This is a genomic window from Streptomyces sp. SAI-170 (genome assembly GCF_049739565.1).
Classification (GTDB): domain Bacteria; phylum Actinomycetota; class Actinomycetes; order Streptomycetales; family Streptomycetaceae; genus Streptomyces.
The window spans coordinates 7266021-7284711 of the sequence record NZ_JBMGQD010000001.1; the positions used below are offsets into that span (position 1 = coordinate 7266021).

Sequence of the window (18691 nt, forward strand, 5' to 3'; positions counted from 1 at the left end):
CTAGCGGTCGCGAGCGGCGGCATCGTCCAACGTGCACGAGTCGACCACGTCGCCGCTCGCGGACCGGGCCACGGCGCGGTCGGAGGGCGGCGGCGTGCCCCGCTCCACCCAGGCCACCAGCGCGTCGAACGCCGAGCGGTAGCAGGGCAGGATCGGCCGCAGCCGGTCCGGATAGGTGTCGTACAGGCCGTCGACGTGCGTGCCGCCCAGGACCGTGTAGTAGCGGTGCAGTCCGCCCCGGCCGCGCTCGTCGATCATCCGGGCGTACACATCGGAGTCCGCCGCCTGCGGCAGCAGCGCGTCCAGGTCGCCGTGCAGGGTGATCATCGGCCGCCCGATGCGTCCGGTGAGCGCCACCCGGGCCACCGCCCGGTGGACGGAAGCGGGCCGCGAGGCGTAGTCGTAGGCGGCGTCGGAGGCGCACGGCGCGAGGATCTGCTCGACCGTGCCGCCGGCCGACGGGCCCGGACAGCCGGGGTCGTAGGACGGGTCGAACTCGGCGCGGTAGATCTTCTGCGTCAGCCCCCAGTAGGCCTTCTCGTGGTACGGCCACAGGAACTCCGAGCCGCGCGCGAACCCCGCCGCGTACAGGTCCTCGTCCCGCGCGGAGCCGGCCGCCCGCGCGACGGTGACCGGCAGGGAGGTGAGCAGATTGGGGCCGTCGGCGGTCCACAGGGCTCCCTCCCAGTCCACGCCCCCGTCGTACAGCTCCGGGTGGTTCTCCAGCTGCCAGCGCGTGAGGTAGCCGCCGTTGGACATGCCCGTCATGTAGGTGCGCCGCGGGGCATGCCCGTAGCGCTGGGCGACAGCGCGCCGGGCCGCCCGGGTGAGCTGGGTGGTGCGCTCGTTCCATTCGGCGACCGCGTCCCCGGGGCGGGAGCCGTCGCGGTAGAAGTCGGCACCGTTGTTGCCCTTGTCGGTGGCGGCGTAGGCGTAGCCCAGCGCCAGCACCTGGTCGGAGATCGCCCGGTCGACGGCGTACTGCCTGCGTGTACCGGGCGCGCCCGTGACGACGAGACCGCCGTTCCAGTGGTCGGGCATACGGATGACGAACTGGGCGTCGTGGTGCCAACCGTGCGTGGCGTTGAAGCTGGAGGTGTCGGGAAAGTAGCCGTCCACCTGGATGCCCGGCACCCCGGACGGGCTGCGGGTGTCCTTCGCCGTCAGCCCCGCCTGGTCGGCGGTGTCGGTGTACGGCGTGCCCGCGAGCCCCGTGGTGGTGAGGTCGGCCAGGCACGCGCTCCGCTGGAACTCCGCCCCCGGCACACGCACCCGCTCCTGGCGGGCGCAGTGACCGTCATCGGCCGCCCCCGCGGCGGGAGCGGGGCCGGTGACGGTCACCGCCAGCAGTGCGGCGGCGAGTGGGACACCTCGGGACAGACGCATGAACGGCCTCCAGGGCGGGCGACGGTGGGACCGCACGGCGATCGGGCGCGCGGGTGGCCCCATCGTGTGGCCGCACCAGTCCACCGGCCATGGGTTGGCACCACATGCCAAGAGCCCTTCGCCTGGGGGCTCATCACACGACAGACACGTCAACGAAGCTGCCGTTGCGGAGGCTTGCGGCAGCTCGCCCGTGCAGCAGGCAGGTCATCGAGCGTGCGTCCGGTGCGCCCCCGAGGTGGATGCCTGACGGGCGTGCCGCTGCCGCGAGCAGCCGAGGCGTGCCCGCAGAGAGCCGCCTCCGGTCAGCTGGGGCGCACAGCCATCTTGTCCAGCGCCTCCAGCAGCCCCGGCAGCTCCGCACCCCGCCCTACCGGCAGCACCTCTCCCGGCGCGTCGTCGAGCAGCACGAACGCGATGTCGTCCGTCCTGGCCACCAGCGACCAGCCGGGGCCGTCGGCCCGCAGCGTCCGTGCGTCACCCGGCGCGAAGGAGGAGCGGACGCGGCCCAGCGGCGGCGGCGAGTCCACGTACGCCCGCGCCTCCGCCAGCACCCGCCGCACCCCACTGCGGGCGCCGCCGGACTCCTGCCCCGTGTCGTCGCTGTCGGTCCGGGCGTCCGTGTCGGCGTCCGGAGAGCCTTCGGCGGCGTCCCCGGAGGCCTCGTCCGCGCCCATCGAGGCGAACTCGGAGTCGTCGATCTGCTCGCGCCACAACGCCCACTGCAGCGCGACCTCGTCCGCGCCCATGCGGCGCTGCGCCGGCCCCCAGCCGGAGGTGTCCGGCGGGGCGAGCGGAGGCTGGTCGACAAGCGCGGGATCGGGATCGTGCGGGGCCGGGATCCCGGGAGCCGCGACGGCGACCGCGAGCGGCCAGCCGGGCAGCGCCACCACGACCGTGTCCTCGGTGGGGGACAGGTCGTACTCCATACCGCAGTCCCAGGAGGCGATGGCCACGGCCACCAGGGAGACGTCGTCGGTCACGATGGTCCAGCGCGCGCCCTCACCGTCCTGGCCGAGCACCAGTCCGTACCCGTCGGCGAGCGGCGCCAGCCCGAGCGCCGCACAGGCCTCGGGGTAGTCGTCACCGAGCACGCTCGGGAACTGCGCAGGCGTCAGCAGCACCGCCGTGAGCACATACAGCGCGTCGTCCGCGGCGGTGACGGCGTCTTCGTCCGTCCCGGCCATGCCAGCCTCCCAGGGGTTCGTCCAACCGCGCGCACCCTAATGCGCACCGGACGCCCTTGTCACGACTCCCCAGAACGCCCGGAGCTGCGGTTTCCGACGTGACGGGACGAATCGACCGCCTGCATCGGGGCGCCTCAGGCCGCCGGCAGACCCAGCAGCGAGCGGGCCACGGTCCCCGGCGACTCGTCGCGCTCGCGCGCGAGCGCTATCAGCGCACGGCACGCCAGCTCGTTCACACCGAACGACAGCGCCTCCGGCGACACCCACCCGGACGCCTCGTCGATCCGGTCCTGGTCGTCCTCGGCGCAGGCCGCGACATACACCGCGGCCGCCTCGAACAGGTTGTGCGCGCGCCTGTCCCGCTCGCCCTGCCGCTCGGTGCGCGGCGCACTGAGGAGTCTGTGCCAGGCCTTGCGAACCTTGTCGAACATGCCGACCGCCCTTCCCTGCCTCTGTTCCCCGAGGTGATGCACTTACCCCCCGGCTGATCTTTCATCTGCTGTTACCCACCGTAGAGTTGGAGTTTCGGCGGCAGAAGGAGGAAGGCGCGGTGAAGCGCTATGCGAGGCTGGAACAGATCCGACGGATGGACCCGTACAAGGAAGCCTCGGAGATCTACCGGCTGAGCTCCGCCTACGAGTTCCCCTGGGACTACACCCGAGCGCTGGAACTGGCCCTCTACCGCACCTACGCCGTCCCCTCCATCGGCCGCCTGCTGGCCGAGACCGCGGAGCTGACCGACCGCACCCAGAAGCGCTATGACGACACCTCGCTGCTCCTCGACGCCGTCGTGGAACACGGCTTCGACAGCGAGCAGGGCCGCACCGCGATCCGCCGCATCAACCAGATGCACCGCAGCTACGACATCAGCAACGACGACATGCGCTACGTGCTCAGCACGTTCGTCGTGATGCCCAAGCGGTGGATCGACGCTTACGCCTGGCGCAGGATGTCCCGCCACGAGACCGTGGCCTCGACCGTCTACTACCGCACCCTCGGCCGGCGCATGGGCATCAAGGACGTCCCCGAGACGTACGAGGAGTTCGAGAGCTGCCTCGACGACTACGAGGCCGCCCACTTCGCCTGGGACGAGGGTGCGCGCCGGGTCTCCGACGCCACGCTCGACCTGATGGCCTCCTGGTATCCGCGCCCCATGGCACCGCTGCTGCGCACCGCCACGCTCGCCCTGCTCGACGACTCGCTGCTGCGGGCCTTCCGCTACGCACCTCCCCCCGCCGCCACGCGTACGCTCGTGCGCCGGGCGGTGCGGCTGCGCGGGCGTGCCGTTCGACTCCTGCCCCCGCGCCGCGCGCCCCACTACGCGCGGCAGAACTGGGAGATCAAGGGCTATCCCGACGGCTACGAGGTGAACGAACTGGGCACCTGGCCGGTTCCCGGAGTGCGCGGTTGTCCGGTCCGGCACCTGGACACCGCGGGCACACCGGGGGCCCCGGTCGCGGACACCTCGGGCGCTCCGGGCACTCCAGGTGCTCCAGGCACTTCAGGCGCCGAGTGACCCGAGCGTGGCGCGCAGCCAGGTGAGTTCGGCCCGGGACGTGGCGCGCGCGATGGTGAGGATGCCGCGCCGGAAGGGGTCGTCCAGCTCCTCCGCGGGCAGCGGCCGGTCTCCGTCGTAGAAGAAGCTCGCGGGCTCCTCCAGGAAGCCGAGCCTGCGCCGTAGTACGGCCGCCTGGGCGGCGGGGTCGTCCAGGTGTCGCAGGAAGGCGAGCACCGTGAACCAGCGGTTCTCGTCGGTGATGTCCAGCCGGTCGGGCTCGGCGAGTCGACGGCGCAGGTCGTCCCGGCCCGCTGCCGTCAGGGACAGGACGTGTCGCGGGGCGGCTCCCGCGCCGGGCTCCGTCGTGCGCTCCAGGAGCCCCGCCTTCTCCAGGCGCTTGATGGCCGGATAGAGCGTGCTCTCCGCGACGGGCCGGACGTGCCCGGTCAGCGCCGTGATCCGCTTGCGCAGCTCATAGCCGTGCAGCGGGGCGTCGTAGAGGAATCCGAGGATGGCGAGCTCCAGCATGCCCGCATTTTCGCATCCCGCTGTACCTCGCTGAAGCGGTACCTCAGGTGGATCGTACATTCGCGCCGCAATACATCGGTAGCGAAGTACTACGTCGCCGATGTATCTTCCGGTGTGCCGGAAGCGAACCGGTGGTGGCGAGAGGAGCATGTGATGCGTCAGGCGGAGTTCGACGACAAGGGCAGCTGCATCCGGTGGACGGAGGTGCCGGGTGAGGAACCCGCGCGTGTGTATGTGCACGGGCTCGGGTCGATGTCCTCGGTGTACCACGCGCATATCGCCGCGCGGCCCGAACTGGCAGGGCGGCGCAGCCTGTTCGTCGATCTGCCCGGACACGGCATCAGCGACCGGCCCGAGCACTTCTCGTACACCTTGGAGGCCCACGCCGACGCCCTCGCGGCGGTGCTGGACACGGCCGGGCTGAGCGGCGCCGAGCTGATCGCGCACAGCATGGGCGGCGCAGTGGCGCTCGTCCTTGCCCACCGCCGGCCCGACCTCGTGTCGCGGCTGGTGCTCACCGAGGCCAACCTCGACGCCCACCCGCCCCTCACTGCGGCGAGCAGTGGCATTGCCACATGGGAGGAGGACGCCTTCGTGGAGCATGGGTACACGCGCGTACTGGAGAAGATCGGCCCTGTGTGGGCGGCGACGATGCGTCTGGCGGACCCGCGTGCGCTGCACCGCACGGCGGTCGGGCTCGTCGGCGGATCCACGCCCGTCATGCGCACGATCCTGGAGACGGCGCCCGTCGACCGTGTCTACCTTCAGGGTGAGCTGAGCGGCGAACTGGAGGGCGGGAAGGCCCTGGAGGCAGCAGGCGTGCGCGTGGTGACGGTGCCGGGCGCGGGGCACAACGTCATGTTCGACAACCCGGAGGCCTTCGCGGCCGCCGTCGCCGGACGTCTTTGAGGGCCAGTCCGTCCGCACGGCCCGGGCGAGTCCGAAGCTCAGTCCGTCCGCACGGCCAGGGCGAGAAAGCGGGCGTCTTCGTCGACGTACGACGTCATGCGCCACCCCGAACGCGCGAGAAGCGGGCGGAGGTTGGGCTCGGCGCGAAGATCCGCCGGGGTGATCTGCCGTCCCTGCCGGGCCGCCAGGGCCGCCCGCCCGATCGGGTGGAACAGCGCCAGAGTGCCGCCGGGGCGCACCACACGCCACAACTCCCGGAGGTTCTCCTCCGGTTCGGACAGATGCGAGACGAGTCCCGCGCCGAACACGGCGTCGAGCGCCTGCGAGCGCAGCGGCAGCGCGGCGACGTCCGCGAGCAGCAACTGTCCGTCCCGGTCCCGTCCGGCCGCCACGGCGGCCTCCAGCATGGCCGGGGTGATATCGGCACCGAGAACCACTCCCGAGGGGCCCACGGCGGCGCGCAGCGGCGGCAGCGCCCGCCCGGTGCCGCAGCCCGCGTCGAGCACCCGGTCGCCTTCCCGCAGGCCGAGGTCGGCCACGGCTGCCGCGTAGGCGGGGCCGTCGTCGGGGAAGCGGCTGTCCCAGTCGGCGGCGCGGGCCGTGAAGAACTCCTGGACGTGCGTACGGTCGTCGCTCATGCTCCGCATGATCCCTCACCGACACGGATGACGCCTCGGCGCACATGTTCGAGCGGGACGCGATCGTTCCGAAACATCTAGGCGTCATATTCCAGCAGCTTTCGAAATGCGCCCCCTCTGTGCGCCCGTGCCCCCGCTAGCGTCCCCGGGCCATGGGACACCTGGACCACGCCACCTTCGGCTGGCTGACGCCCGCGCTGTCGTACCTGATGGCCTGCATGGGCGCAGCGCTCGGACTGCGATGCACCGTGCGCGCCCTCGGCGCCACCGGACGGTCGCGCCGCAACTGGCTCTTGACCGCCGCCTCGGCCATCGGTACCGGCATCTGGACCATGCACTTCGTGGCCATGCTCGGCTTCGGCGTCCATGGCACCGACATCCGCTACGACGTGCCGCTGACCATCCTCAGTCTGCTCGTCGCCATGCTCGTCGTCAGCGCCGGCGTCTTCGCCGTCGGCTACGGCCGCGAGCGGGGCCGGTCGCTGCTGATCGGCGGCCTGACCACCGGCCTCGGCGTGGCGAGCATGCACTACCTGGGCATGGCGGCGGTGCGGCTGCACGGCGATGTGACCTACGACCCCGTCATGGTCGCCGTCTCCGTCCTGATCGCCGTCGTCGCGGCGACGGCGGCCCTGTGGGCGGCGCTGAACATCAAGTCGCCCCTCGCGGTCACCGTCGCCTCGCTGGTCATGGGCGTGGCGGTCAGCAGCATGCACTACACCGCCATGTTCGCGGTGGACGTGCGAGTCACGCCCTCCGGTGAGGTGCTGCCCGGGGCCACGGCGATGCAGTTCATCTTCCCCCTCGCCGTCGGCCTCGGGTCCTACCTCTTCCTGACCTCGGCCTTCGTCGCCCTGTCGCCGACGGCGGGGGAGCGCGAGGCGACCGCGGCGGCCCAGCGGCCGGTGGAACTCGCCCGCTGATCCCCCGCCGAGGAGCCCCGGCCTTCACCTCATGGCCGCGATCACCGGCCCACCACCCGTGACCGCCCCCGTCACGCCCACGGCCACCGCCTCGGCCGGCCCCGACGGCACGTCCCCCGAATCCCTTCCGAGCGAGGAGGCCATGCGTACACCCCGCAGCACCCCCACAGGCGCCCAGTCGCCGCCCCCACCGCCGCGCGGCCGCCGCGCCCACGCCGGGCTCCCGGCCGACGAGAACCCCGCCGACCCGGCGGGCACCGGCCCGGAAACCGAGCCCCCGCGCGTGGGACGCCGTTGGACCCGTCCGCGCACGGTGCGCGCACGGATCGTCTGCCTGCTGATGGTGCCGGTGGTGTCGCTGCTGGCGCTGTGGGCGTACGCGACCGTGACCACCGCCCAGGACGTCTCCCGGCTGCGGCAGTTGCAACGCGTGGACGCCGAGGTCCGCACGCCCGTCACGGCCGCGGTCGCCGCCCTCCAGGCCGAGCGCGCCGCGGCCGTACGTCGGGCGACCGACCCCGCCGCCGGCAGCGGCGACGACCTCGACCGGCTCGCGCGCGCCACCGACCGCGCGGTGGCCCGGCTGCGGCTCGACGAGCACAACACCGTCGCCGAGAGCCAGGAACTGCCGCCCGGAGTCGCCCAGCGCCTGGAGGCCTTCGTCGACGGCACCGAGCGGCTGCGCGGACTGCGCACCGACCTGAAGGACGGACGCGCCGACTGGCAGGAGACGTACGAGCGCTACAGCCGCACCATCGCGGACGCCTTCGCCGTGGGCGGCGCCCTCAGCGGCATCCAGAGCGCCGAACTCGGCTCCGACACGCGCGTGCTGCTGGAGTTCTCCCGCGCGGGTGAGGCGCTGGCCCGGGAGGACGTGCTGCTGGCCGGCGTACGTCCGGCCAAGGGCTTGTCGGGTGAGCGGCTGCGGCTGTTCACCGGGGCCGTCGACACGCGCCGTACCCTCACCGAGTCAGCCGTCGTCGATCTGCGCGGCTCGGAACGGGCCGCCTGGCGCGAGCTCGCCGACAGCGACGCCTATGCCGCCGTCACCGCACTGGAGGACGAAGCCCTCACAGGTGAACCCGCCGGCGCCGCCTGGAACAGTACCCACGCGCGCGTGCAGAGCGAGATGCGGGCCATCGAGCAGTCCGCGGCCCGGGACGTGGCCGGCCGGGCCGACCCGCTGACCCATGGACTGCTCACCCCGGCCGGCGCGGCCGTGCTGTTCGGGCTGGCCGCCGTCGCCGCCTCCCTCGTCATCTCGGTGCGCATCGGCCGTGGTCTTGTCGTGGAACTCGTCAGCCTGCGCAACAGCGCCCTGGAGATCGCCCGGCGCAAACTCCCCGACGCCATGCGCAAGCTGCGCGCGGGAGAGGAGATCGACATCCGCGCGGAGGCGCCGCCAGGGCCGCCCGCCGAGGACGAGACCGGACAGGTCGCCGAAGCCCTCAGCACCGTGCACCGGGCCGCCCTGCGGGCCGCCGTGGAGCGCGCCGAACTCGCCAGCGGAATCTCCGGCGTCTTCGTCAACCTCGCCCGGCGCAGCCAGGTCCTCGTCCACCGCCAGCTCAGCCTGCTCGACAGCATGGAACGCCGCTCGGACGACCCGAACGAGCTGAGCGACCTCTTCCGCCTGGACCACCTCACCACCCGCATGCGGCGCCACGCCGAGAGCCTGATCATCCTCTCCGGCGCCGCCCCCGGCCGAGCCTGGCGCATGCCGGTCTCGCTGACCAACGTCGTGCGTGCCGCGGTCTCCGAGGTCGAGGACTACGCGCGCGTGGAGGTAAGGCAACTCCCCGAGGCGGCCGTCGTCGGTGCGGCCGTCGCCGACCTCACGCACCTGCTGGCCGAGATCATCGAGAACGCCGCCCAGTTCTCCCCGCCCCACACGCGTGTGCGGGTCACGGGCGAGCCCGTCGGCAACGGATACGCCATCGAGGTGGAGGACCGCGGCCTGGGCATGGGCAAGGAGACCCTCGCCGAGGCCAACCGGCGCATCGCGCAGTCCGAGGCCCTCGACCTGTTCGACAGCGACCGGCTCGGCCTGTTCGTGGTGAGCCGCCTCGCGGCCAGGCACGGCATCCAGGTCCATCTGCGGCCCTCGCCCTACGGCGGCACCACCGCGGTCGTCCTGCTGCCCGTAGCGCTGCTGCACAACGGGGCGGCGGAACGATCCGGCAGCCAGGCCGCCGAGACACCCAGGCCCACCGAACGCGAGTACGCGCGCGTGCCCGCAGGCCCCCCGCATCAGGACATCTTCCACCGGGCCGCCGACCGTCCGGCGCTTGCCGCCCCCGCCCCCGCCCCGCCCTTGTCCGATACGACGCCGCCGGGGGTGACCGCCTTGCGCCCGCACCGCACACCGGACGACACCGAGACGTCCGAGGACCTGCCACGCCGGGTCCGCCAGGCCTCCCTCGCCCCCCAGTTGCGCGAGAGGCGCCCCGAGGGACCCGCCCGGCCGCCCGGGCCTCCCGACGACGACGGGCGCACCCCCGAACTCGTACGGGACCGCATGGCCGCCTACCGCGACGGCTGGGCGCGTGGCGGTGGCAGACGACCCGGCCGTGGCGCCGGCCCGGCAGGCGACAGCAGCGAAGGAGACCCCGCATGATCCAGGACCCGAGCAGAAGAACCGCCCAGCGGTCCGGCGAACTCGACTGGCTGCTGGACGACCTGGTGCTGCGCGTCCGCGAGGTACGGCACGCCGTGGTGCTGTCCAACGACGGGCTCGCCGTGGGCGCCTCCAGCGACCTCAGCCGCGAGGACGCCGAGCATCTCGCCGCGGTCTCCTCCGGATTCAACAGCCTCGCCAAGGGCGCGGGCCGGCACTTCGGGGCTGGAGGCGTACGCCAGACCATGGTCGAAATGGACGAAGGCTTCCTGTTCGTGGCGGCCGCGGGCGACGGCTCCTGCCTCGCCCTCCTCACCGCCGTGACCGCCGACATCGGCCTCGTCGCGTACGAGATGGCACGTCTGGTCAAGCGTGTCGGCGAACACCTCTACACGCCGCCCCGCGTCACCGCGCGGCCGCCCGCGGCGGGATGAGCGGAGAAGGCGGTCCACGACGATGACCGACGACCTGCGGGGCGCTCCGAGAGAACCGGGCAGCCAGTGGTACGACGGCGAGGCCGGCCCGATCGTCCGCCCCTACGCCATGACGGGCGGCCGGACCCGGCCCGCGCCCACCGGAGTCCGCTTCGACCTGATCGCCCTGGTCACCCTCGACCCCGCGGCGCCCGGGGCCGAGGACGACGCCGCGCTCGGCCCCGAACACCGCGCGCTGGTCGACCTGTGCCGTACGGAGACACAGTCCGTCGCCGAACTCGCCGCAGGCACCGACCTGCCGGTCGGCGTGGTCCGGGTGCTCCTCGGCGACCTCCTGGAACTGGGCCGGGTCACCGTCACCCGTCCCGTACCGCCCGCGCAACTGCCCGACGAACGGATTCTGCGCGAGGTGATCGAAGGGCTGCGGGCGCTGTAGAGAAGCCTGCGAAAAGTGAAGTGGGCGCGCACCGGCGCTCATTGAAGACGCGTCGGCACACCGCCCGTGCGCCCCACACCCCCACGTCGACCGATTCCGGCACTCCCGAGAGAAGTGATCCATGGTCTCCGAGCACTCCGACGCCACGGACGACGAGACGGCCGCTCTGGCGTTGAAGATTCTGGTCGCCGGCGGTTTCGGCGTGGGCAAGACGACCCTGGTGGGCGCGGTCAGCGAGATCAGGCCGCTGCGCACGGAGGAACTGCTCAGCCAGGCGGGCCAGTCGGTGGACGACACCGACGGCGTGGACCAAAAGGTGACCACCACCGTGGCCATGGACTTCGGACGGATCACCATCCGTTCCGGGCTGTCCCTCTACCTGTTCGGCACCCCCGGACAGGACCGCTTCTGGTTCCTGTGGGACGAGTTGGCGCAGGGTGCGCTCGGCGCCGTCGTCCTCGCCGACACCAGGCGCCTCGAGGACTGCTTCCCGGCCGTCGACTACTTCGAGCACCGGCACATCCCGTTCGTGGTCGCGGTCAACTGCTTCGCCGGCGCCCGCGCACACGACGTCGCCGACGTACTGAGCGCGCTCGATCTCGACCAGGGCACACCGGTCGTGCTCTGCGACGCCCGCGACCGGGACTCCGGCAAGGAAGTGCTCATCCGGCTCGTGGAGTACGCCGGACGCGTGCACACCGCCCGACTGCTCGACTCCGTCGGCTGACGTCCGGCAGCGGCCTCAGCCGGAGACGGCCTTCTCGGAGACGACCTTGTCGATCGACACCCGGACGAGAAGCTCACCCGGTACGGCGTTGCGCGCGCCGAACTCCTCGCCGCGCTCCTCGCCCATGTACCGCGCCCCCAGACGAGTCGCCCAGCGACGCAGGTCCGCCTGGTCCTCCGACACCCGGGCGTGGCCCTGCAGCACCACGAAGTCGAACGGTGGCCGGTCGTCGTCCACGCACAGGGCGACCCGTCCGTCGCGCACCAGATTCCGCCCCTTGACGGTGCGGCTGCCGGTGGTGAACACCACCTCGTCGCCGTCGAGGAGGAACCAGATCGGCGCCACGTGCGGGCTGCCGTCGGCCCGGACGGTGGACAGTTTGCCGGTGCGTGTTCCGTAGGAGACGAACGCCCGCCACTCGTCGTCGGTCATCTTGTGTGCCATGGCCACATCCTCCTTGCCCGCACGCCGCTCGTGGGGAAGGCTGGCGAAGAGTTCCTCCGACACGGAGGAGACGTCACACGGGGAGAACACGGGGAGACCGGAACATGGGGCAGAACCAGGGACTCGGCTGGCTTCTGGACGATCTGACCGAGCGCGTCGACCAGGTACGGCACGTGCTGGTGCTGTCCAACGACGGCCTGGTCACCGGCGCGAGCACCGGGCTGCGGCGCGAGGACGCGGAACACCTCGCCGCCGTCGCGTCCGGACTGCACAGCCTCGCCAAGGGCTCGGGACGCCACTTCGGCGCCGGACAGGTACGCCAGACGATGGTCGAGTTCGACGACGCGGTGCTCTTCGTCACCGCCGCGGGCACCGGAAGCTGTCTGTGCGTCCTCAGCGGCGCCGACGCCGACATCGGGCAGATCGCCTACGAGATGACGCTGCTCGTCAACCGGGTCGGCGAGCACCTCGCCGTCGACGCCCGGCACCCCGAGCGCACCCCCTCCATAGACCTCTGACCTGCGCTTTCACCCCCGTCACAAAGTTATCCACAGGCTCGCCACGAGATCGGCCGCGGCCGCTACGGTCTTTTCCACGGGCATCGCACCGAGCGAGCCACCGACTCCACGGGGGAGACCGACCATGTCAGGCGACACCATCACGCGACCCGACCACCTCACCTGCACGCCGAGCCGCGCCGCCCGCGAACTGGGCCTCAAGCGCAACGACTTCGATCTCGCGGTGCACCTCGGGCGTATCCGTACCGTGCCCGACGAGGGCGGCGGAGGCCGCCGGGTCCCGTACGCCGAACTCGACCGACTGCGCGCCGAGCCGGACTTCCCGGAAGCCCTCCAGGACAGCGTGCGCGTCGTGGGCACCAGCGAGGGAGCGGCCCTCATGGAGGTGCCCGCCACCCGGTTCACCCGGCTCGCCCGCCTGGGCCTGGTGGTGCCGGTGCGCTTCTACCTCAATCGCTACCGGGCCGTGGTCTGGCTGTATCTCGCCGACGAACTCCGGCAGTTCGCCGCCGACGCGGACAACACCCCACTGCTGACAGGGCGGATGCCCGCCGGCCTGCGCGGCCAGGCCGAGGACGGCCTCGACCTGCGCGCCCGGAACTGGCGCGGACGCCACCTCGGATTCCTTCTCCGCCAGGCCGACGATCCCTGGCAGCGTGCGGGAGCACTCGCGGCCCTGCTCGCGCCCGTCGAGATCGCCCAGCTCGTGCCGGACCCCTACGAGCGCTCCCATGTGAACCGCTTCCGCCCGGGACCGCCCGGCAACGGCTCGCCGGGCTCCCCGTCCGCCCACATCGCCGAGCGCATCATGACGGCGGACGACCCGGACGAGATCGCCTGGCTCAGGTCCGAGCTGACCGCGACGCTGGAGGAGGCCCGCCGACACCGGCCCGCACCGCGCCCGGCGCACCGGCAGGACACCCCGCCGGCCCCTGCCGAGCCCAGCGGCAGTGACATGACTCTCCCTGAAGAGGCCTGCGGGTCCACACCTCACGCCCCCGGTCGAACCCGGACGGGGCTGCTCGGCCGACTGCGTCGCGGCAGGGCACGTGTCCGACGCGCGGAACGCGCCCCGCAGCGCTCCTGACCGGGCTACAGGGCCCTGAAGAGACCTTCCTGGACGACGGAGACGAGCAGCCGGCCCTCCAGGTCGTAGATCCTGCCGCGGGCCAGTCCTCGCCCGCCCGTGGCGATCGGCGACTCCTGGTCGTAGAGGAACCACTCGTCGGCGCGGAACGGCCGGTGGAACCACATCGCGTGATCCAGCGACGCCATGTCGAAACCACGCGGCCCCCACAGCGGTTCCACCGGGATGCGCACCGCGTCCAGGAGGGTCATGTCACTGGCGTACGTCAGCGCGCAGGTGTGCACGAGCGGGTCGTCACCCAGCGGCCCCACCGCGCGCATCCACACCGCGCTGCGCGGATCGGAGCCCTGGACCTCTTCCTTGGTCCAGCGCAGCCGGTCCACGTACCGGATGTCGAAGGGCTGACGGCGCGCCATCCGCTCCAACTGCTCGGGCAGCGTGCCCAGATGCTCCCGGATCTCGTCCGTGACCGTCGGAAGGGACTCCGGGTCCGGGACCTTGCGCGCCGGCGGCAGCTGGTGCTCGAAGCTCCCTTCCTCAGGCTTGTGAAAGGAGGCGGTCAGATTGAAGATCGTGCGGCCCTGCTGCACGGCGGTGACCCGGCGGGTCGTGAACGACCGCCCGTCGCGCACCCGTTCCACCTGGTACACGATCGGCACGCCCGGCCGGCCCGGCCGCAGGAAGTACGCGTGCAGCGAGTGCACCGGGCGGTCGCCCTCGGTGGTGCGCCCGGCAGCCACCAGCGCCTGGCCGGCCACCTGCCCGCCGAAGACCCGCTGCAGGGACTCCTCGGGGCTGCGGCCACGGAAGATGTTGACCTCGATCTGCTCCAGGTCGAGCAGGTCCACGAGCCTCTCGGCCGGGTTCGTCATGGGCGTGTCTCTCCTGTGCTCACAGCTGGCCGACGTCCGTCACACGGACAACCGCGCGTCCCTCCGCGTCGGAGGCCTCCAGGTCGATCTCCGCGCTGATGCCCCAGTCATGATCCCCGTTCGGGTCGTCGAAGATCTGCCGGACCCGCCACAGGCGGTTCTGCGGCTCCTCCTCGATGACGAGAAGCTTGGGCCCACGGGCGTTCGGACCGGTGCCGAGATCTTCGTACTCGTCCCAGTACTTGTCCATCGCCTCGCCCCAGGCGTCCGCGTCCCAGCCGGACTCGGCGTCCATCTCGCCCAGCTCGTCGACCTGGTCGAGGGCGGCCAGCTCCACCCGCCGGAACATGGCGTTGCGGACCAGGACCCGGAAGGCACGCGCGTTGGTGGTGACCGGCTTGACCTCGTCGGCCTTCTCCTGCGCCTCCTCGGCGGTCATCACCTCCGGGTTGGCGAGCTGCTCCCACTCGTCCAGCAGGCTGGAGTCGACCTGGCGGACCATCTCGCCCAGCCACTCGATCAGGTCTTCGAGATCCTCGGACTTCAGGTCGTCCGGGATGTTGTGGTCGAGGGCCTTGTAGGCGCTGGCGAGGTAGCGCAGCACGATGCCCTCGGTGCGGGCCAGCTCGTAGTGGGAGACCAGCTCGGTGAAGGACATGGCCCGCTCGTACATGTCGCGGATCACGGACTTCGGCGACAGCGGGTGGTCGCCGACCCAGGGGTGGCTCTTGCGGTAGGTGTTGTACGCGTGGAAGAGCAGCTCCTCCAGCGGCTTGGGGTAGGTGACGTCCTGGAGGCGCTCCATGCGCTCCTCGTACTCGACGCCGTCCGACTTCATCGCCGCCACGGCCTCGCCGCGCGCCTTGTTCTGCTGGGCGGCGAGGATCTGCCGCGGGTCGTCCAGGGTGGACTCCACGACCGACACCATGTCCAGGGCGTACGACGGCGACTCGGGGTCGAGGAGCTCGAACGCGGCCAGCGCGAAGGTGGACAGCGGCTGGTTGAGCGCGAAGTCCTGCTGGAGGTCGACCGTGAGCCGGACGATACGGCCCTCGGCGTCGGGTTCGTCGAGCTTCTCGACGATGCCGCCGTCCAGCAGCGAGCGGTAGATGGCGATGGCCCGGCGGATGTGCCGCAGCTGCTGCCTGCGCGGCTCGTGGTTGTCCTCCAGCAGATGCCGCATCGCCTCGAAGGCGTTGCCGGGACGGGCGATCACCGACAGCAGCATCGTGTGCGTGACACGGAAGCGGGAGGTGAGCGGCTCCGGCTGGGACGCGATCAGCTTCTCGAAGGTGTCCTCGCTCCACGCCACAAAACCCTCGGGCGCCTTCTTGCGCACCACCTTGCGCCGCTTCTTCGGGTCGTCGCCCGCCTTGGCGAGCGCCTTCTCGTTCTCGATGACGTGCTCGGGAGCCTGCGCCACGACGAAGCCCGCCGTGTCGAAGCCGGCCCGGCCGGCCCGGCCCGCGATCTGATGGAACTCCCGGGCGCGCAGCGTGCGCACACGGCTGCCGTCGTACTTGGTGAGCGCCGTGAACAGCACCGTGCGGATGGGCACGTTGACGCCGACGCCGAGGGTGTCGGTGCCGCAGATGACCTTCAACAGGCCTGCCTGCGCGAGCTTCTCCACCAGACGCCGGTACTTGGGCAGCATGCCCGCGTGGTGCACACCGATGCCGTGCCGGACGTAACGGGAGAGGTTGCGGCCGAACTTGGTGGTGAAGCGGAAGTTGCCGATCAGCTCGGCGATCTGCTCCTTCTCGTCCTTGGAGCACATGTTGATGCTCATCAGCGCCTGCGCCCGCTCCACGGCCTGCGCCTGGGTGAAGTGCACGATGTACACCGGCGCCTGCTGCGTCTGGAGCAGCTCGGTGAGCGTCTCCGTCATCGGGGTGCGCTGGTACTCGTAGGACAGCGGCACCGGGCGGGTCGCGGAGCGGACCACCGAGGTGGGGCGGCCGGTGCGCCGGGTGAGGTCCTTCTCGAACATCGAGACGTCGCCGAGTGTGGCCGACATCAGGATGAACTGCGCCTGCGGCAGCTCCAGGATGGGGATCTGCCAGGCCCACCCGCGGTCCTGCTCGGCGTAGAAGTGGAACTCGTCCATGACGACCTGGCCGACGTCGGCGTTCTTGCCGTCGCGCAGCGCGATCGAGGCGAGCACCTCGGCGGTGCAGCAGATGACGGGCGCGTCGGCGTTCACGGAGGCGTCGCCGGTGAGCATGCCGACGTTCTCGGTGCCGAAGAGCTTGCACAGCTCGAAGAACTTCTCCGACACCAGCGCCTTGATCGGAGCCGTGTAGAAGGTGACCTCGTCACGGGCGAGCGCGGCGAAATGGGCGCCCGCGGCGATCATGCTCTTGCCGGAGCCCGTGGGCGTCGACACGATCACGTTCGCACCGGACACCACCTCGATCAGCGCCTCCTCCTGATGGGGGTAGAGCGTGAGACCCCGCTCCTCGGCCCAGGACTCGAAGGCTTCGTAGAGGGCGTCGGGGTCTGCGGTCGGCGGGAGCTGATCGATGAGGGTCACGCCCCCATCTTGCCTGGCCTCCGCCCCGATGCGGGAATCGGATGCCCGCCCGAAGATCACGACCGCTACGCTGTGTCGCCGACGTGGCGTCAGTCCACGCGGCCAACTGGACAGCGGCAGACGAGGAACGGGGCGGGCAACGGCGATGATGGGACCAGCACACTCACTCTCGGGCGCCGCGGCCTGGCTCGGCGTCGGAGCGGCCGCCGCCGCGGCCGGGCACACGATGCCCTGGCCGGTCCTCCTGGTCGGTTCCCTGCTCTGCGCCGGCGCGGCGCTCGCCCCGGACCTCGATCACAAAGCGGCCACCATCTCGCGCGCGTTTGGTCCGCTGTCGCGCGGTGTGTGCGAGATCGTGGACAAGCTCTCCTACGCCGTCTACAAGGCCACGCGCAAGCAGGGCGACGCGCGCCGCTCGGGCGGGCACCGCACACTGACCCACACCTGGCTGTGGGCGGTCCTGCTCGGGGCGGGCGCCTCGGCGCTGGCGATCACGGGCGGCCGCTGGGCGGTCCTGGCGATCCTCTTCGTGCACATGGTGCTGGCGATCGAGGGTCTGCTGTGGCGGGCCGCCCGCGGGTCGAGCAGCGATGTGCTGGTGTGGCTGCTGGCCGCGACCAGCGCGTGGATCCTCGCCGGGGTGCTGGACAAGCCGGGCAACGGCGCGGACTGGATGTTCACGGCGCCGGGCCAGGAGTACCTGTGGCTGGGCCTGCCGATCGTGCTCGGCGCTCTGGTGCACGACATCGGGGACGCGCTGACGGTCTCCGGATGCCCGATCCTGTGGCCGATCCCGGTGGGCCGAAAGCGCTGGTACCCGATCGGCCCGCCCAAGGCCATGCGGTTCCGGGCGGGCAGCTGGGTGGAGCTGAAGGTGCTGATGCCGGCGTTCATGGTGCTCGGGGGAGTGGGCGGCGCGGCCGCGCTCAACTTCATCTGAGCGATCCGCGCCGCGGTCCCGACCGCCGGCGTAGCGGTTGGCTTCGGCGCCTGTGGTCAGGCGTTGCCGCCGGACTGGGCACCGCCGTAGCGCCGCTCGAAGGCGGCGACGCGGCCCTCGGTGTCGATGGTGCGGGCCTTGCCCGTGTAGAACGGGTGGCTCTCGGAGGAGATCTCCACGTCGACGACCGGGTAGGTCTCGCCGTCGTCCCACTCGATGGTCTGGTCGCTGCTCGCGGTGGAACGGGTGAGGAAGGCGTATCCGGCGGCCCGGTCACGGAAGACGACGGGGTGGTAGTCGGGGTGCTTGTCCTGCTGCATGCGTGCTCCTGGTGCGGCGTGGAAAGAAGGTCGGGCGGAAAGTCGAGTGCGAGGTCAGCCGTACAGGGCCTCCTCGTCGACGATGTGCATGGCCGCCTCCTCGGCGGAGGCCGCCGCACCGTCGATGCCGACGTCCGTGGCGACGAGCGCGCTCTCCTCGTCCTCGTGCGCTCCCTCGTCGGGGGCCACGAGGCGGCCCGAGCGAGCCGCACCGACCTCGTTGTCCAAGAGCTCGCCGTCGGTGTCGCGGTCGCCGATGCCGTCCCCGTCCTCGGCCGCGTCCACGTCAGGCACCTCCTCGGCCAGCCGCTGGTCCAGGGTCTCGCCCTGCCACCGCTCGGCGGCCGTCACACCGTCGTGCTCGACGGCCCAAGGCTTCTCCGGAGGCGACCAGCCCCGGTCCAACGGGTCGCCCACACCGTCGTACTCGAGGGTGTCCTCCGCATCGAGCAGCCCGGTGTCCTCGCGCTGGTCGGACGCGTCGGGCTGGTAGACGTCGTCTCCCCATCCGTCGGCGCTGTTCACGGGTACCTCCAGGTGGTGGGGACGGTGCCGTCACGGCCTCGGGTGGCGGGATGTCGTCCCCGCGCGGTGCGTGGGCCGTCACGGCATCGGCGGGCCGCCGGGTGCTCCCGCGGCCGGTGCCGCTTTCCAGAGTTCCACCCTTCGTCGGAACCGCGCAACGGCACGAGGCGGG

Annotated in this window: 20 protein-coding genes; 10 read left to right on the forward strand and 10 right to left on the reverse strand. The window is 71.7% G+C overall.

The features are described from left to right. The 3 genes from RKD23_RS32780 to RKD23_RS32790 form a co-directional block, all read right to left on the reverse strand. Nucleotides 1-1386 (reverse strand): tannase/feruloyl esterase family alpha/beta hydrolase, encoded by a 1386-nt coding sequence (locus tag RKD23_RS32780; protein ID WP_424856978.1) that lies wholly within the window; start codon nt 1384-1386, stop codon nt 1-3. Nucleotides 1387-1688: 302 nt separating this feature from the next. Continuing rightward, complete coding sequence (locus RKD23_RS32785) at nt 1689-2570, reverse strand: hypothetical protein (protein ID WP_424856979.1); 882 nt, start codon at nt 2568-2570, stop codon at nt 1689-1691. 134 nt (nt 2571-2704) lie between these two features. Next, complete coding sequence (locus tag RKD23_RS32790) at nt 2705-3001, reverse strand: hypothetical protein (protein WP_424856980.1); 297 nt, start codon at nt 2999-3001, stop codon at nt 2705-2707. A gap of 119 nt (nt 3002-3120) precedes the next feature. On the opposite strand from RKD23_RS32790, the gene RKD23_RS32795 reads away from it, so the two are divergent. Beyond that, nucleotides 3121-4086, forward strand: a complete 966-nt coding sequence (locus RKD23_RS32795; RefSeq protein WP_424856981.1) for an oxygenase MpaB family protein — start codon at nt 3121-3123, stop codon at nt 4084-4086. Here RKD23_RS32795 and RKD23_RS32800 read toward each other — a convergent pair. Beyond that, nucleotides 4072-4596 carry a PadR family transcriptional regulator gene (locus tag RKD23_RS32800; protein WP_424856982.1) on the reverse strand — a complete coding sequence of 175 codons (525 nt, stop codon included), beginning with the start codon at nt 4594-4596 and terminating at the stop codon, nt 4072-4074. The genes RKD23_RS32795 and RKD23_RS32800 overlap by 15 nt on opposite strands. Nucleotides 4597-4749: 153 nt before the next feature. Between RKD23_RS32800 and RKD23_RS32805 the strand changes: the two genes are divergently transcribed. Continuing rightward, nucleotides 4750-5505, forward strand: a complete 756-nt coding sequence (locus RKD23_RS32805; protein ID WP_424856983.1) for an alpha/beta fold hydrolase — start codon at nt 4750-4752, stop codon at nt 5503-5505. 38 nt (nt 5506-5543) lie between these two features. On the opposite strand, the gene RKD23_RS32810 is transcribed toward RKD23_RS32805, so the two are convergent. Beyond that, nucleotides 5544-6143: a class I SAM-dependent methyltransferase gene (locus RKD23_RS32810; RefSeq protein WP_424856984.1), complete on the reverse strand. Its 600-nt coding sequence runs from the start codon at nt 6141-6143 to the stop codon at nt 5544-5546. 152 nt (nt 6144-6295) lie between these two features. On the opposite strand from RKD23_RS32810, the gene RKD23_RS32815 reads away from it, so the two are divergent. The 5 genes from RKD23_RS32815 (at nt 6296) to RKD23_RS32835 (ending at nt 11280) form a co-directional block, all read left to right on the forward strand. Continuing rightward, entirely contained in the window at nt 6296-7066 is a 771-nt protein-coding gene (locus tag RKD23_RS32815; protein ID WP_424856985.1) for an MHYT domain-containing protein, read from the forward strand. Nucleotides 7067-7208: 142 nt separating this feature from the next. Continuing rightward, nucleotides 7209-9683: a nitrate- and nitrite sensing domain-containing protein gene (locus RKD23_RS32820; protein ID WP_424858386.1), complete on the forward strand. Its 2475-nt coding sequence runs from the start codon at nt 7209-7211 to the stop codon at nt 9681-9683. Further along, nucleotides 9680-10117 (forward strand): roadblock/LC7 domain-containing protein, encoded by a 438-nt coding sequence (locus RKD23_RS32825; protein WP_424856986.1) that lies wholly within the window; start codon nt 9680-9682, stop codon nt 10115-10117. The genes RKD23_RS32820 and RKD23_RS32825 overlap by 4 nt, the downstream gene beginning before the upstream one ends. A 22-nt stretch (nt 10118-10139) precedes the next feature. Next, a complete protein-coding gene (locus RKD23_RS32830; protein ID WP_424856987.1) occupies nt 10140-10553 on the forward strand; it encodes a DUF742 domain-containing protein in 414 nt (137 codons plus the stop codon). Between the two features lie 121 nt (nt 10554-10674). Then, nucleotides 10675-11280 carry a GTP-binding protein gene (locus RKD23_RS32835; RefSeq protein ID WP_424856988.1) on the forward strand — a complete coding sequence of 202 codons (606 nt, stop codon included), beginning with the start codon at nt 10675-10677 and terminating at the stop codon, nt 11278-11280. Between the two features lie 15 nt (nt 11281-11295). Here RKD23_RS32835 and RKD23_RS32840 read toward each other — a convergent pair whose 3' ends face one another. Continuing rightward, on the reverse strand, nt 11296-11724 hold the full coding sequence (locus RKD23_RS32840; RefSeq protein ID WP_424856989.1) for a PPOX class F420-dependent oxidoreductase: 429 nt from the start codon (nt 11722-11724) through the stop codon (nt 11296-11298). A gap of 104 nt (nt 11725-11828) precedes the next feature. On the opposite strand from RKD23_RS32840, the gene RKD23_RS32845 reads away from it, so the two are divergent. Both RKD23_RS32845 and RKD23_RS32850 read left to right on the forward strand, forming a co-directional pair. Further along, nucleotides 11829-12242, forward strand: coding sequence for a roadblock/LC7 domain-containing protein (locus RKD23_RS32845; RefSeq protein ID WP_404039499.1), 414 nt, complete (start codon nt 11829-11831; stop codon nt 12240-12242). A 124-nt stretch (nt 12243-12366) separates the two neighbouring features. Continuing rightward, nucleotides 12367-13329 carry a DUF6397 family protein gene (locus tag RKD23_RS32850; RefSeq protein WP_424856990.1) on the forward strand — a complete coding sequence of 321 codons (963 nt, stop codon included), beginning with the start codon at nt 12367-12369 and terminating at the stop codon, nt 13327-13329. A 5-nt stretch (nt 13330-13334) separates the two neighbouring features. Here RKD23_RS32850 and RKD23_RS32855 read toward each other — a convergent pair whose 3' ends face one another. Together RKD23_RS32855 and RKD23_RS32860 are read right to left on the reverse strand one after the other, a co-directional pair. After that, on the reverse strand, nt 13335-14201 hold the full coding sequence (locus RKD23_RS32855) for an acyl-CoA thioesterase (protein WP_424856991.1): 867 nt from the start codon (nt 14199-14201) through the stop codon (nt 13335-13337). Between the two features lie 19 nt (nt 14202-14220). After that, nucleotides 14221-16734 carry a DEAD/DEAH box helicase gene (locus tag RKD23_RS32860; protein ID WP_424856992.1) on the reverse strand — a complete coding sequence of 838 codons (2514 nt, stop codon included), beginning with the start codon at nt 16732-16734 and terminating at the stop codon, nt 14221-14223. Between the two features lie 145 nt (nt 16735-16879). On the opposite strand from RKD23_RS32860, the gene RKD23_RS32865 reads away from it, so the two are divergent. Continuing rightward, nucleotides 16880-17674 (forward strand): metal-dependent hydrolase, encoded by a 795-nt coding sequence (locus RKD23_RS32865; protein ID WP_404039490.1) that lies wholly within the window; start codon nt 16880-16882, stop codon nt 17672-17674. A 56-nt stretch (nt 17675-17730) separates the two neighbouring features. Here RKD23_RS32865 and RKD23_RS32870 read toward each other — a convergent pair whose 3' ends face one another. Beyond that, nucleotides 17731-17994, reverse strand: coding sequence for a type B 50S ribosomal protein L31 (locus tag RKD23_RS32870; protein WP_404039487.1), 264 nt, complete (start codon nt 17992-17994; stop codon nt 17731-17733). A 54-nt stretch (nt 17995-18048) separates the two neighbouring features. Beyond that, complete coding sequence (locus RKD23_RS32875; RefSeq protein ID WP_424856993.1) at nt 18049-18519, reverse strand: DUF5709 domain-containing protein; 471 nt, start codon at nt 18517-18519, stop codon at nt 18049-18051. Nucleotides 18520-18691 lie beyond the last annotated feature (172 nt).